The 14,321-nt window shown below is 39.8% G+C and carries 14 protein-coding genes; 9 read left to right on the forward strand and 5 right to left on the reverse strand.

Annotated features, from left to right (window positions below):
- Window positions 1–423: 423 nt before the first annotated feature.
- The 3 genes from bchM (at window position 424) to V7K55_RS01595 (ending at window position 2,279) form a co-directional block, all read left to right on the forward strand.
- A complete protein-coding gene (gene bchM, locus V7K55_RS01585; RefSeq protein WP_334827495.1) occupies window positions 424–1,110 on the forward strand; it encodes a magnesium protoporphyrin IX methyltransferase in 687 nt (228 codons plus the stop codon).
- A gap of 227 nt (window positions 1,111–1,337) precedes the next feature.
- Window positions 1,338–1,826 (forward strand): hypothetical protein, encoded by a 489-nt coding sequence (locus V7K55_RS01590; protein WP_334827497.1) that lies wholly within the window; start codon window positions 1,338–1,340, stop codon window positions 1,824–1,826.
- 72 nt (window positions 1,827–1,898) lie between these two features.
- Window positions 1,899–2,279, forward strand: coding sequence for a DUF423 domain-containing protein (locus V7K55_RS01595; protein WP_334827499.1), 381 nt, complete (start codon window positions 1,899–1,901; stop codon window positions 2,277–2,279).
- A gap of 108 nt (window positions 2,280–2,387) precedes the next feature.
- On the opposite strand, the gene V7K55_RS01600 is transcribed toward V7K55_RS01595, so the two are convergent.
- Window positions 2,388–3,152 carry a nucleotidyltransferase domain-containing protein gene (locus V7K55_RS01600; protein ID WP_334827502.1) on the reverse strand — a complete coding sequence of 255 codons (765 nt, stop codon included), beginning with the start codon at window positions 3,150–3,152 and terminating at the stop codon, window positions 2,388–2,390.
- A 273-nt stretch (window positions 3,153–3,425) separates the two neighbouring features.
- Between V7K55_RS01600 and egtD the strand changes: the two genes are divergently transcribed.
- The 3 genes from egtD to V7K55_RS01615 all read left to right on the forward strand — a co-directional run bounded on the left by egtD (window position 3,426) and on the right by V7K55_RS01615 (window position 7,269).
- Window positions 3,426–4,460: an L-histidine N(alpha)-methyltransferase gene (gene egtD / locus V7K55_RS01605; RefSeq protein ID WP_334827504.1), complete on the forward strand. Its 1,035-nt coding sequence runs from the start codon at window positions 3,426–3,428 to the stop codon at window positions 4,458–4,460.
- Between the two features lie 254 nt (window positions 4,461–4,714).
- Window positions 4,715–4,909 carry a hypothetical protein gene (locus V7K55_RS01610; protein WP_334827506.1) on the forward strand — a complete coding sequence of 65 codons (195 nt, stop codon included), beginning with the start codon at window positions 4,715–4,717 and terminating at the stop codon, window positions 4,907–4,909.
- 1,040 nt (window positions 4,910–5,949) lie between these two features.
- Complete coding sequence (locus V7K55_RS01615) at window positions 5,950–7,269, forward strand: hypothetical protein (RefSeq protein WP_334827508.1); 1,320 nt, start codon at window positions 5,950–5,952, stop codon at window positions 7,267–7,269.
- A 12-nt stretch (window positions 7,270–7,281) separates the two neighbouring features.
- Here the strand turns inward: V7K55_RS01615 and V7K55_RS01620 are convergent, their stop codons facing one another.
- Entirely contained in the window at window positions 7,282–8,202 is a 921-nt protein-coding gene (locus V7K55_RS01620) for a lysylphosphatidylglycerol synthase domain-containing protein (protein WP_334827510.1), read from the reverse strand.
- Between the two features lie 337 nt (window positions 8,203–8,539).
- Between V7K55_RS01620 and V7K55_RS01625 the strand changes: the two genes are divergently transcribed.
- The 3 genes from V7K55_RS01625 (at window position 8,540) to V7K55_RS01635 (ending at window position 10,849) form a co-directional block, all read left to right on the forward strand.
- On the forward strand, window positions 8,540–9,172 hold the full coding sequence (locus V7K55_RS01625) for a hypothetical protein (protein WP_334827512.1): 633 nt from the start codon (window positions 8,540–8,542) through the stop codon (window positions 9,170–9,172).
- A 415-nt stretch (window positions 9,173–9,587) separates the two neighbouring features.
- Window positions 9,588–10,067, forward strand: coding sequence for a YbjN domain-containing protein (locus tag V7K55_RS01630; protein ID WP_334827514.1), 480 nt, complete (start codon window positions 9,588–9,590; stop codon window positions 10,065–10,067).
- Between the two features lie 113 nt (window positions 10,068–10,180).
- Window positions 10,181–10,849, forward strand: a complete 669-nt coding sequence (locus V7K55_RS01635) for a lipoate--protein ligase family protein (RefSeq protein ID WP_334827549.1) — start codon at window positions 10,181–10,183, stop codon at window positions 10,847–10,849.
- Here V7K55_RS01635 and V7K55_RS01640 read toward each other — a convergent pair.
- The 3 genes from V7K55_RS01640 to V7K55_RS01650 all read right to left on the reverse strand — a co-directional run bounded on the left by V7K55_RS01640 (window position 10,846) and on the right by V7K55_RS01650 (window position 14,182).
- A complete protein-coding gene (locus V7K55_RS01640; RefSeq protein WP_334827516.1) occupies window positions 10,846–11,454 on the reverse strand; it encodes an HD domain-containing protein in 609 nt (202 codons plus the stop codon). The genes V7K55_RS01635 and V7K55_RS01640 overlap by 4 nt on opposite strands.
- A gap of 736 nt (window positions 11,455–12,190) precedes the next feature.
- Window positions 12,191–13,711, reverse strand: coding sequence for a bifunctional phosphoribosylaminoimidazolecarboxamide formyltransferase/IMP cyclohydrolase (purH, locus tag V7K55_RS01645; protein WP_334827518.1), 1,521 nt, complete (start codon window positions 13,709–13,711; stop codon window positions 12,191–12,193).
- Window positions 13,712–13,909: 198 nt separating this feature from the next.
- Entirely contained in the window at window positions 13,910–14,182 is a 273-nt protein-coding gene (locus V7K55_RS01650) for a GlsB/YeaQ/YmgE family stress response membrane protein (RefSeq protein ID WP_334827520.1), read from the reverse strand.
- Between the last annotated feature and the right edge of the window lie 139 nt (window positions 14,183–14,321).

A 14,321-nucleotide genomic window follows, 5' to 3' on the forward strand; every position in this document is an offset into this window, starting at 1 on the left:
TCAGTTGAGTGAGGTACAAGAACCCCACCCCCAACCCCCTCCCCGCAAGCGATGAGGGGGCTATGATGTACCTTGTATGATTAGGAAACGCTATATCTGGTCATGTTCGATTGACTACAGCTACCATATTTTATTTGAATTTATCGAAAATCATGAAGACCAAGAAGAAGCTATCTTGTTGCTTAATTTAGGTTCTCATGATGAAGTATATTAGCGATCTCATAATCATTGGAATATAGTGCGATCGCTATGCTCAACAATCCGATCGCTCTTGTGGATTGCCATTAATGATATACTCATCGCCTGAGTTAAGAGCGATCGCAGCCCATAGCCGCATATATCTGGAAAAATCTGGAAGAGCGCTCCTCTGGGTTCCTATCAGTGATAATTTTAAGCATTGGGAACCCCTAAAAATCAGAGTTTATGAACGTAGCCGACGACAAAACGATTGTTCGCGAGTATTTCAATTCCACAGGATTTGACCGGTGGAAGCGAATTTACGGCGATGGCGAAGTCAACAAAGTCCAACTAGACATTCGCAATGGACACCAGCAAACCGTAGATACAGTTCTCGGCTGGCTGAAGGCTGATAATAATTTACCAGAGCTATCAATCTGCGATGCTGGATGTGGTATGGGTAGTCTCAGCATCCCCCTAGCGGTAGATGGTGCTAAAGTCTATGCCGCCGATATTTCGGAAAAAATGGTGGAAGAAGGTAAGGATAGAGCCAAACAAACCTTGGGAAATGATGAAAATCCCACTTTTGCCGTACAGGATTTAGAATCGTTGAGTGGGAGTTACCATACAGTTATTTGCTTGGATGTTCTCATCCACTACCCCCAAGAAAAAGCCGATGAGATGATTTCTCATCTCTGTTCTTTGGCGCAGTCGCGGATAATTATCAGTTTTGCGCCCAAGACCTGCGCTCTGACTATACTCAAGAAAATTGGTAGTTTCTTTCCCGGCCCAAGTAAAGCCACTCGTGCATATTTGCATCGTGAAGCTGATGTGGTGAGAATCTTGGAAAGTAATGGCTTTTCATTGCAACGAAAGGCGATGACAAAGACTCGCTTCTATTTTTCGCGCCTACTGGAAGCTACACGTAACTAAGATTAGAATCGCAGCAAGAAAAAGACTATACTTTTGCTGCGATTTGACAACATCAATGTTTAATATTCGTAGATATTGATTTAGTACTCAGTTTTGCGATCGCGCTCATTGGGTAACATCAAGAGAGAAATATCATAAAAACTATCGTTGGGAATAGGTTGATATATTGGAACCTTTGGGAAAGTCAGGTTAAAATCGCTAGCAAAGTGTAAATCTGAAGTGGAACTATGAAAACTGCTGAAAAATTGGCCGCAGGTTGGCTACTGACACTAGGATTCATGTTGGTAATGCTATCAGCAGCAGAGGTATTTAATAAAACAACTACGGAAAAATCAATCACACTCCCCTTAGCTTGGGATGGCTCCATTGAGTTCGCTGCACCAACAGATACGCCTGTAATGGATAGGATTGTGGTAGAACGTCTAATTTTTGGCGTTCCTAGCCTCACATTGGGTACTTGGTTAGCATTAGGACTATACCGTCAAAGTCGGCAAGAGAAAAAGGCACTTAATCAACAAGTTAGCGATCGCCTGCAATCCATTTTTTATGGGATGCTAGAAGAAAATCATGGGCGCGTAACTGTTTTAGGCTTTGCGATGCACTCACAACTACCCGCAGCCCATGCTAGGCAATATTTAGATGAAAAAGCTAAAGAATTCAATGCAAACTTTAAGGTGAATGAAGAAGGGGCTGTATCATATCATTTTGATGTCTAATTGTCATTTGTCCTTTGTTATTCACTAATGACTAATGACCAATGACTAATAATCAACTTACGGCTAGGTCTAATGACGCAGATTTTTTTGAGCGTAGCTGCAATTTTAGGCGGTTTGTCAGTTGCTGCTGGCGCTTTTGCTACCCATGCCTTACGGGAAAAAATTAGTGAGCGATCGCTAGAAATTTTTGAAACTGGCGCTCGCTATCAAATGTATCATGCTCTAGCACTTTTTCTAGTCGCCATCCTAATTAGTCGTACTGAGTCTCCTCAACCTACTCTCATCGCCAGTGGATGGCTATTTCTCATTGGTATTGCTATTTTTTCAGGTAGCTTGTACGCCCTTAGTTTAACCGGTATTAAATTCTTGGGAGCGATCGCACCACTAGGCGGCACAGCCTTGATTGCTGGTTGGGGTGCTTTAGCTTTTGCTACTTGGAATTTGAAGTTGTAAAAAAGTTAGAAATGGGAGTTAAGAGTTTTTGACTCCTAACTCCATTTATTGGAGTCTCAATTCCCTCCTTCAAAAGCAGGGAAAGGAACATTCAAGTCTAAAAAGTAATCAATATTCATCGCTCCTCCCTCTCAGGCGTACCAACAAATTATGCAAAGCCACATTCGCTGAAGGTACTTCCGGTAATGGGCTAGATTCATACGCCTCTTGCAACTTATTCCGTAGACGTTCATATTCTCTTCTATGAAAATCTACATTAGCATCTGATAAAATAGACTTTTCTTTACCTACTAGTTTCTGGGCAATTAAATCATGAATATATGGTAAATTAAAAACCTCATTCAGCTTAATTAAATTAGCTTCAACTACCCCTGTTTGCATCAGATAAATCCCAGTCAAAAGAACTCGATAAACATAAAGTAATGGCTTTATTTGATGCGTCTGTTCTTTATCAAAAAGTTTCCATTGGGTTGCGGAAAAACCAAGATAATGGTGACTATGGTGACGGGTAATGCAATTATTAGCAAGAGATTTTAATTCTTGATGTTCTGGTGAAGTTGTTAATATTAAAGGTGAATATAGTTGTTCTAACACGTAACCATTCTTTTTAAGTAGCATCAAAAAGAATTTTTTGACATCATGAGTTACTAAATCAATTTCCAAAGATTCACAAACTTCTGAAATTTCAATAGTTTCATTACCAGTTTCTAATCCCACCACTTCTTGAACTGGTAAAATATGCACACCACGCAAGTCATAATCAGAATCTGGCGACGGAAAACCATACAAGTGGGAACCACTGATGACGGTAAATAAAAGCGGGTAAGGCTGTTGCCCAATAATTGTGTTAAGTGAAGGTGGAATATTCATCATCTGCCTTTTAAGCTGAAAATATTTTAATTTGCATTCTCCAAAAAATAAATCTCTTGTGGGGTGGGCATCTTGCCCGCCCTAGCTGTGCAAATTAAATGCACGACAGCTTACTTCCTTACCTCAGTTCGCCTGAATCCTTACGAGCATCTTCTGTCTTAATGCTTGAGCTATATAGCTCAAGCATGATTTTATTAGCTATGACGATGTGTTTCACTATTGGAGTAAAGGTTTGCCATCAAAGGTAACTTATTACGCCAAGCATACGGAGGTTTAATGTCGATATCTAAAGCTGTTAACAGTAATGTTACTTCTCAAAACAACGTTGAAAAACGCTTGCAGATACAGCGTTTGCTAGGAGCAACTCAAATAGTTGCACCTAGTAGTGGGAGTGATGTTGTGAAGGGATTAACTCAAACACCTAAATCTCTACCCCCTTGTTACTTTTATGATGACCGTGGTTCCGAGCTATTTGAGCAAATCTGCGATTTACCAGAATATTATCTCACACGCACAGAAACAACGATTTTACAGCAGTATGCTGGCGAAATTGCTAAGATTACTGGCCCTTGTGAATTGGTAGAACTTGGCAGTGGCAGTTCTACCAAAACCCGGATTTTGCTAGATGCCTACCAGAATCTAGGCTATTCTCTGCACTACCTACCAATTGACGTGAGTGCAGGGATGTTGGAGACTAGCGCCAAGCAGTTATTGAGAGATTATCCTTTACTGCAAGTTTATGCACTAGCAGGAACTTATGAATTAGCGCTTGCACAACTCCTACCAACACAATTACCCAGCAGGATGATTTGTTTTATTGGTAGCAGTTTAGGTAATCTTACACCTGGTGAGTGTGATGTCTTCTTTTCGGAAATTACAGAAGCCCTGCAAGTAGGTGAGTATTTCTTGTTGGGGATAGATTTACAAAAGCCGAAACAGATTTTAGAACCAGCTTATAACGATCGCCAAGGAGTGACGGCAGCATTTAACCTCAATATGCTAGAGCATTTAAATCAGCGCTTTGACGGCAATTTCGACACCACGCAGTTTGAACACTGGGCGTTTTACAACGAAAGTGAGCAGCAAATAGAAATGCATTTACGCAGCCTGCGATCGCAAATTGTAGAATTACAGGCTCTTAGCCTGAAGGTTAATTTTGCACTAGGTGAGACTATCCTTACCGAAATTTCCCGCAAATTTGACCTCCATACCATCAAGCAGCAACTCACTGCACAGGGTTTATCACCTCTTGAAGTGTGGACAGATCCAAATCAATGGTTTGGTTTATTGCTCTGTCAAATGCAAGCATAAAGCAAATTAAGCTATGCCTCACATAGTATAGCGGTTCTCAGTTAAGTCCAATATAGACCCTAACAAAAATATCCCCAACCCTTGTTGCGTTGAGGAGTAACACTTCCATTCTTCTCTTCTTAAAAGAGAGAGGAATGGAAGTGAGGTCAGGGTATATTGCATCCAAACGAGAACCGCTATGGATGATATTCAATCAAATACTAGTCCTATATTAGCCACTGATATTAGCCACTGATTATTGCCGCATCGAAGCTGTGGGAAAAATTCTGCTGGATATAGGAATCCGTAGCTTTGGCTTAGTTGTAGTTATATTGGCATTAGCAGTAGAAGAGTTGTTGATTGCCTCAGAGATGATAGCTGGTTTGTTATTAGTAGAATTGGCAGAATCACTCAATGGGATAGCCGAAGATGAATTTGAAGATATGGAGCTAATATTTTCAGTATTTTGACTGTTGGGCTTTACTGGAGTTTGACCTTGACATGGAGTAATGATGAAAGTCGAAGTTGTTCCTAATGCTAGTATGAGCAAACGATAAAAATATTGTTGCATAGAGATTGGCAAAATGATTGGTAAATATTCAAAGTTTCAAGAAGTTGTGCTTGTTCTTAGTTATAAATAAAACCGTAACTTCACCATATAGATCATGGTATTTCTATCCAATCAAACCTGAGAGTCAGGTTTGATTGGATAATTACTAGCACTTGTTAGGACATTAATTAGCTAAAAAGACTGGAGCGTACCCAATCAAATCCCTTATAAATTAAGGGTAATGGAATTTTCTCTTTAATCAAAAGAGAGCAGTCATTTTGAAACTGCTGAATCAGTCTGATAGAGAGTTAGCAAGTAGATACATCTGGGATAGTTGACGTTTTTGTTAATCAACTAAGCCAGCACAACCATTAATACTTTAGTTGTATTTAGCTTATTAAGAAAAGAGAAAAACTACTGATTCTTTTAAAAAGATAGTTTATAGGAATCAACTCTTAAATCACATATTTAAGTAACTAAAGCAGAAAGTATATAAACTTTTAATAAAACCTGAGATTTATGAAGTAGCTTCTGTAAAAAATATGTGTACATATTCAGTAATATAGGACTAATATAGGAGTCATATTTGATTTTTGAAAAAATATAAGTATTTCTAGTGGCGCGGCAAGGCTAAAATGTTGCAATAGATTTGAGAGAAAATTGAGATAAATCAATATTTTTTGCTTTAAGCTTGCCACGCCAGTAGGGTGCGTTAGCGTAACGTACCCTACGTATCTTTTCAGAAAGCAAACCGGATTCCTATACTGAAGCTAAATAATTTCACTGAATAATTTGATGAAGTATTAAACAATTTGGGTTTAAGACTTTATTTATGGTTGGATTTTATCAAATTTGTGTAAAAAGATTACTGAATTTGAGAAGAATAGATTGATGCTACTGTTCACCAAGGTTAAGCTGGTAATAATATGAACAGGAAGTCTTTTTGTCCTGATAACTGGAATGAACGCTAATAGTTTATCAATTAGTCAGGAAAATCCCCATAATTTTACGTCTAACTCTAGGCAGATAGATGTGCAAATTGCACAAGAAGAGGTTTATAGCTTCTTCATGGAAATTACCAAAAAACTGTCGCCAGAGGATGTTTTGCGAGAATTTCAAGGTTTATTTATACACGGTCTTGATTCAGAAAATTCCGATTATATCCCTGGAATATATAGTATTTTTTTAGATGATAACGAACAGGAATTACATAATACACTTAAACGGTGTTGCTATATCATAGTTAATAATTGGAAAACTAACCGGAAAGATAAATATATCCAAGAATTAGTTAATTTATTCGTTAATGAAAATCTGAAGATAAAAACCGATAATGCCCCAATAGTAAAAGTTTGTAAAAGCTGGCTAGAGAATTTTGTCAATAGTAAAGACTACCAAGAATTGAAATTATTTGCTGCTAAGTATGACGAATCATCTAGAGGTCATTGGGCAAATCGCTATAGTTCCTACTTATTAATCGATCAATCTGTTAATAAAAATAATCCCATAGAGCAGCAAGAGGCTGCTAGAAAGCTTTCTAAACAGATAAAAGATAAATTTAAGTTTGAATTAGCAATGTATATTGCTCGTTCTCAATCTGCTGTCTCAAGCACAACACGATATAAAAATCCTAGCGTTTTGGGAGACAATGCTCTGCATTTAATAAAAGCAATTGTTTTAAAAAGAGGTGTTTTTAGTCATGAGAATATTGCCCGTATATTTATTAAACAAACTCAAAATCAGACTTTGGAAGAATTTAAAATCAACCTCGAAAAATATCTATTTATTTCTCTAGATAAACAAGAATCTATCGAAACTTGGAAGCAGCAATTTATAGATATTTTATCAATATGGAAGAAAGATTACGATCAGGAGTTTGTTACTAAAGAATTATTTTTGAGAACCTGTAATCGAGTGATTGATTGCTTGACAATAGAAAATGGGAAAGAACCTTCGTCATTATTTTTATTATTAACGACTCAAGGTCATGCTTTAACATTGGTTATTATACTATTAAAGATTATTTTAATTTCTAAAAATTCCCGTAAGCATTTAGAAACTCGGATTGCTCGTCTAATTCGTTTTTATGAAAATTATCCTGAAGATGAGTGTAAAGGTGTAATCAACTTTATGGAAATTTTTAATATCACCTTTGCAATTTATGCAGAAAACGTAGAATATAACTTGATTAAGATGGAAGAAGAACAAAGTAGTAATCCGCAGTTGAATTTGGATGGTTATCGTGTGTTTTCACAGATGAAAGTAGATAGACACAAATAAGTGTCGCCTAATTTAGGCTTTAGCAAGACGTTCGTCTAACCAAGCGAGGGCAGCGCCCGCAGTTTCAGCTAGAATACTAATAAGGCGATATAGAGCGATCGCACTAAATACTAGGGCCGATGGAAAGTGATGTTGCAAAAGTTGATATGCAGTCGCTTCAAACACACCCAACCCACCAGGCGCACCTGGAATCACAAGCCCTAACAGCCAAGCGCAACTAAAAGCCCCTAACAACAAAGGAATTTGATTTAGATTCAACGAACCCAGGGCGAACATAGTCAATATAAACCCAGTGGCGCGTAATCCCATAAAGCCCAATTCTCCTAATAAAGGTCGTACAGGGTAGCTTTTAAGACTTAAGGGAATAGTTTCTTCAGTGGTAGCAACAGACTTTTTTGCTTTCAATCTGGATAAAAAACGAATAACTGGATTTAAAAACCAGGGATGAATCGCACAAAGAACTACAGCTAAACTCAGCAATTGCAGTATTTGGATAACAACAGTAGTATTAGCCGCCGCAAATTGGCTACTGCATAAGACAATGATGATTAAAGCAGCCGCTAGCATGAGTAGGGGTTCTAGCAAAACGCTTAAAGTGGCTGCACCAGCCGAGACATTAGCATTTTTGGCGGCGAGAATTCGCCCGTAATAATGCCAGATATTACCTGGTAAATACTTAGCGATGTTCGTTTTTAGGTAAACTTGGATAAATTGGGGAGATGATATAGGTTGATTTAACTCTTGCAAAATCCAAGTCCAGACCAAGCCTGCCCAAGTATGTGCTAGTAAAGTTACCCCTGTAGCGATCGCTATAATTGCCCATCCTACCCCATCAATGCGGATAGCAGTCACTCCAATCCAATTATCCTTCAAGGCTTTGGCTAAAAAAAACAGCGTTCCCCCCAAAATTATCCAGCGTAAAAATTGCTTCATGAATTTAGTAATTTAACGGTGAGCAACAACGGCTAAATACCTCAAATTTTATAGCACATCAGCTACATACCCAAAGCTTTTGAAGCATCAAACAGGTTGACGTAGTTCTTTTTACGAAAACCATATTATTTTAATTTATATCTTCCTAGAGTTAGATAAAATTATTCTTTTTGTACTAATTAATATGTGACTTGCGCTAGATGTAAAACTTATTGCATTATTCATAACATTAAGTAAAGTTATTATTCATTTCTGAATGTTTGGGATACAAAAATAATTCCAAATGCTATCTTGGTTGAAGTCTAACCCGATTACAAAAATGCAAGGAGTGAGAACTATGAAAAAAGCAATGAATTGGTTGAAAAACATTCGTCCCCTGAAAGTTTTAACTGTTCTTTTAGTAGGAATATTTCTATTTACGGCACAAGCTTGTGGTACTCCAGGAGTAGCATCACAGCCACCACAGCCTGGCGCTCAAGCACCAAATAGCCAACAATACGATCCTACAAAAGATTATCCTATGTCCTCTCCGGCTGGTGGGATGAATAACTTTAGTGATGTAGATCCCAGAGCGAAAGATGAAAAGGCAGCAAATGATAAAGCTGAGGCACTAGTAAAAAATGCTCAAAAAAATATTGAGCAGAAGGGAATCGACAGCCGAGAGCAATATGGTCGAAATTTCCAACAAGGTACACCCCTTGGTGAAAGAGTTAAGAAATTGGGTGAAGATATCGGCAGTTCAGCTGATGAAGTCCGGGAAGGTTTAGTTAAAGGGACTCAGCGCGGATTTGATAATCTCAAAGGAAATACCCAGAATGCTACCGAAGACTTAACAAAAAATGTTAAGCGTGGGGCTGAAGATGCTGGTAAAAATGTTCAGCGTGGGGCTGAGGATGCTGGTAAAAATGTTCAACGCACAGCTGAGGATGCAGGGAATGCAGTGAAGAGAACAGTTAAAGACGTTGATTGAAATTAGTCTTTAATCTTCTGCAAAAATATGAAACTGCCCACAGACTAAAGTCTGTGGGTATCTCAAAGAAGTCTGCCTACGCAGGCTTTTTTGAGTTAAAAAGGCGTTTAGAAACCACGTCTACACCAGGGTTTAGGTCAATACTACTACTAGATATAGGAATCCGATTTGATTTATGAAAAAATCTAAGTATATGTAGCGTGTGTTAGGCGTAAGCCGTAACGCACCTGATTCCAGGGTTTTTGGTGCCGTACTCTCCGTGCTAACACAGCCTACGTATCTTTTCAAAAATCAAATACTAGTCCTATATCAACAGTAGATCGAGAATCCGTAAAAGGAAGCTCAAACTAACTGCATCCACAAGTTATAAAGTATGTGTAGATGAAACAGCAAGTATGTCGAGAAAAAAATCTGTATGACAAGCTACCAAGAACCCCTAACTAGTAACGAATCCGTTAATGAGTTAATCGCCCAGACGGCAAGCATTAACCATCTGGAGGTAATTGAAAATGTCATCGACTCTTTAGAACAAGATGATAGTGCGATGGTTAGCCATACTCCAGAGGGTGGTTATCTCTGGAAGTTTAAGTACGGAAGTGTGGAAGTATTTGTCCAACTCAACGGCACAACCGATGAAGACACCATAACGGTTTGGTCTGCGGTGCTAAATTTACCTGCTAAAGACGAACCTAAATTGATGCGGTATCTTTTGGAGTTGAACTGCTCCAGCACTTTTGAAGCACGTTTTGGTATTATAGAAAACCGAGTGGTTGTGATATCAACACGCACCTTGGCAGAGTTATCTCCTGGCGAAGTGTCTCGGCTGATTACCATTGTGGCAACGATCGCAGATAACAACGATGAAGACTTACAATCTGAATTTGGTGCAACTTGACTAATTGCTTCTCTCCTAACTCCTGTACAAACGCGATTCATCACGTCTCCTAAGCCTTGAATTCTAAAGTGTGGCGACTAATTCCTTTGCTAGAGGCGGCTGGCAATGTGCAGATGGCGATTGACCGTTGGTTACTAGAACAACACCAGTCTGGAAAGCATCCGTCAACTCTACGCTTTTATACCTGGTCGCCATCTGCCATTTCTCTTGGTTATCATCAACGCCAATACCCTGAATATTGGCGAAATTTGACTTGGCAAGGACATAAACTGGATTTGGTGCGCCGTCCGACTGGGGGACGGGCGGTGTTACACCAAGGTGATTTAACTTACGCTGTAATCACATCTGGAATTACGGGTAATCGCCTCCAGGTGTATGAAAAAATTTGTGAGTTTTTGATTCAAGGCTGGCGATCGCTCGGCGTAGAATTACATTATGGTACAGAAGGGCGAGGTTACATCCACAACCCTAACTGTTTTGGTACAGCAACCAGTGCAGATTTAGTTTTGCCAGATAGTACCAAACTCATTGGTAGCGCTCAACTGCGACGTAGTGGGGCAATTTTGCAACATGGTTCTATGCGTTTGCAACCGGATACCAAACTGTTTGGTCAAGTATTTGGTGCAGAATCTTTTACGACTGGACAATTGCCTCAAAGTCTGAGTATAGAAAATATTATTGCAGCTTTAATTATCGCAGCTAGTGATTGTTTTGATGTGAAGATAGAGTTGCAACCCCTTTCTTCATCTGAGTGGGAAGAAATTTTGGCACATCAACCCTAAATCTTCAGGGTAGGAGTCTCTTTTAAATACCCTGCTGCGACACAATCATCAATCAATTGCAAAACAAAGGGCCACAGTTCTGGCGCACCTGTTTCGACCGGCGCTACCCGTTTCATCACCTGGTCGCGGCTAATGCCATGAATGCACCAAGTTCCGCCCTGATTTTGCTGATTGTGCAGCAAGGGTTGTATACGGTCTAGGGCTGCGGCAAACTTAGCAGTGGGTGTTTCTCCTGCTTCAAACTCATCCCAAAGTAAATGCAACTCGCTACCTTGGTCTGTTGGCAAAAGTCCGAATAAACGCAAAGCTGCTTGTGCTTCTCGTTCTGCTTTGCTGTCGTTACCCTGCACATCATAACAAAAGGTATCACCTGCATCAATTTCTACCAAATCGTGAATTAGTAGCATTTTGATGGCATGGAACATCTCAACACCCTCTGGGGCATAATCTGCTAATGCGATCGCCATTATAGCTAAATGCCAAGAATGCTCTGCACTATTTTCCCGGCGTGACCCATCCATGAGTAGGGTTTGGCGCATCACGTGTTTCAATCGATCAATTTCGATGATGAATTGAATTTGTTGAGTCAGCCGATTGATTTGCACCTGAATCTTTGATTGGGGGTGAAGTTTACTGGATTTTAGACTGTGGCTAATTATCTCAATAATTCCAGCATATCTGCAAGTACTCGTTTTTACACACCAATTAAAAAACGTCTGGGAGTGTTGCCGTGTTTCCACCCCAGACGTTCTTTATTTTTAACTTGCTCCTCACACAGCTAAATACTATCACTGCTTCAATCAAAAGCCGTTTATAGTAGGTGACAGTTTCAAAACTGCACCAATAATCCAATTCTTATATACAAATTAAAAAATGCCTGGGAGTGTTGCCGTGTTTCCACCCCAGGCATTTTTTATTCTCAACTTGCTCCTCACACACAAGTAGACAATATCACTACTTCTATCAAATGGCAAGTACATTGAGTGGCATTTTCAAAACTTTACAAGCAATCACATTTCTGAAAAATTAAAAAGCGCTTGGGAGTGTTGCCGTGTTTCCACCCCAGGCGCTTTTTATTTTTAACTTGCTCCTCACACACGATGAAAAGATATCACTACTTCTATCAAATGGCAAGTACATTGAGTGACATTTTCAAAACTTTACAAGCAATCACATTTCTGAAAAATTAAAAAGCGCTTGGGAGTGTTGCCGTGTTTCCACCCCAGGCGCTTTTTATTTTTAACTTGCTCCTCACACACGACTAAAAGATATCACTAGTTCAATCATAAAGAAAGTATATAGTGTGACACTTTCTCAACTGCACACTATATCAGCAGTGATTTAGTGTAAAAAGTGACGTACACCAGTTAAGACCATAACTAAACCCAGTTCGTTAGCAGCAATGATAGAATCTTTATCGCGCAAACTTCCCCCTGGTTGGACAATGGCTGTAACTCCTGCGGCTGCGGCTGTTTTGACTGAATCATCAAAGGGGAAGAATCCATCACTGGCGAGAGTTGCACCTTGGGCTTTTTCTCCAGCTTGTTCTAGAGCAATTTTTACTGAGCCGACACGGTTCATTTGACCAGCACCTACTCCTAGTGTAGTGCGATCGCTTGTCACAACAATGGCATTAGATTTAACGTGTTTGCAAACTTTCCAAGCAAACAGCAATTCGGCTAATTCGCTGTCAGTGGGTTGGCGTTCAGTCACAACTTGCCATTGACTGGTATCAGCAATGATGTCATCGCTAGCTTGGACAAGGAAACCACCTGTGATCGCTTTTACGGTATCCTTATTTCCACTGCTTAAATCAGCCAGAGTCAAAACTCGCACATTGGATTTTTTACCAAGGATTTCTTGAGCTTCCGCATCACAACTTGGTGCAACCACACATTCTAAAAATGTTTTAGTTAACTCGCTAGCTGTAGCCGCATCAATCGGACGGTTGAGTGCGACAATCCCACCAAAGGCAGAAGTAGAATCAGCATTGAAAGCTTTTTGGTATGCTTCTGAAATCGTGCTTCCTAATGCCGTACCACAAGGATTTGTATGTTTGATAATCGTTGCTGCGGGGGTATCAGTGAATTCCGCAATAATTCGGCGTGCGGCTTCTAAATCAACTAGGTTATTGTAACTAAGTTCTTTGCCTTGCAATTTCGTAGCGGCTGCCCATCCCGTTGGAGTAGTACCAGTTTGATACCAGGTGGCGGGTTGATGAGGATTTTCGCCGTAACGCAGAGATTGTAATTGTGTACCGTTAAGGGTGTACTGCTGTGCTTCTGCGAGGTAAGATGCGATCGCGCGATCGTAACTAGCAGTATGCGAAAATCCTTTTAAAGCTGCCTTTTGCCGAAACTCTAGGGATGCTACACCGTTATTTTGGCGCAATTCTTCCAAATACTCACCATACTGTGCTGGATCGCATAATACAGCGAGATGGGCGAAATTTTTTGATGATGCCCTTAGCATAGCTGGACCACCGATATCAATCTGTTCAACGGCTTCAGCTAATGTTACCCCTGGTTTAGCGATCGTTTCCTCAAAAGGATATAGATTCACCACCACTAAATCAATCGGGCGAATTTGGTTATTTTCTAAATCTGTAATATCTTGGGGAACATCTCGCCGCGCCAAAATCCCGCCATGAATTCGGGGATGCAGCGTTTTGACTCGGCCACCTAAAATTTCTGGTGAACCTGTGTAATCTGCAACTTTGGTGACAGGGAGTCCCACATCTTTGAGGGCTTGGGCTGTTCCCCCACTGCTGATTAAATCAAAGTCGAATTCTTCAACCAAGCTACGGGCTAGGTCAATTAAACCAGTTTTGTTAGATACACTCAGCAGGGCTAGACGCGCCATTGATCAATTCCTCAGATGTTAGATTGTGAAGCAAAGGATCTCAAGTTTTGCATAAGCCTTGGTTCAGTTCAAGACCATTAAGAATAATAGCGCCTACCTAAATATAGGTAAGCGCTATTGTTTTATTTCAATTCAGGGAGAAAATATAGTCAAATGAGTTCCCTGATTTTTACTATTAATTAATTCCAATTTAATTTCTTACAAAGCACTGCGGCTATTTAACGCATTCCACAAGAAAACAGCGACAATTGCGCCAAGAACCGCTACTGCAATACCGGGAATGCTCAAAGTGGGGGCGGCTAATGCCAAGGTTCCTGTACTGAAAAATACACCCAAACTACCACCAATAAAAGCACCGATAATTCCTAATAAGATTGTTGCTAAGATTCCGCCGCCTTGATGACCGGGGTAGATAGCCTTTGCAATAGCACCAGCGATTAGACCTAAAACAATCCAAGCAAGAATATTCATTATTTTAATTTGAGTAACGTTTTGTACTAACAAATACACAATAGCAATCTAAACATTGACATTCAATCTACCAGCAGAATCAATTATTAATAGTCTTGAGGATGAATGCTGTTACTTCTCGTGATGAACTCCCCTAATT

Origin of the sequence: Nostoc sp. (assembly GCF_036919895.1) — a bacterium.
Taxonomy (GTDB): Bacteria; Cyanobacteriota; Cyanobacteriia; order Cyanobacteriales; family Nostocaceae; genus Nostoc.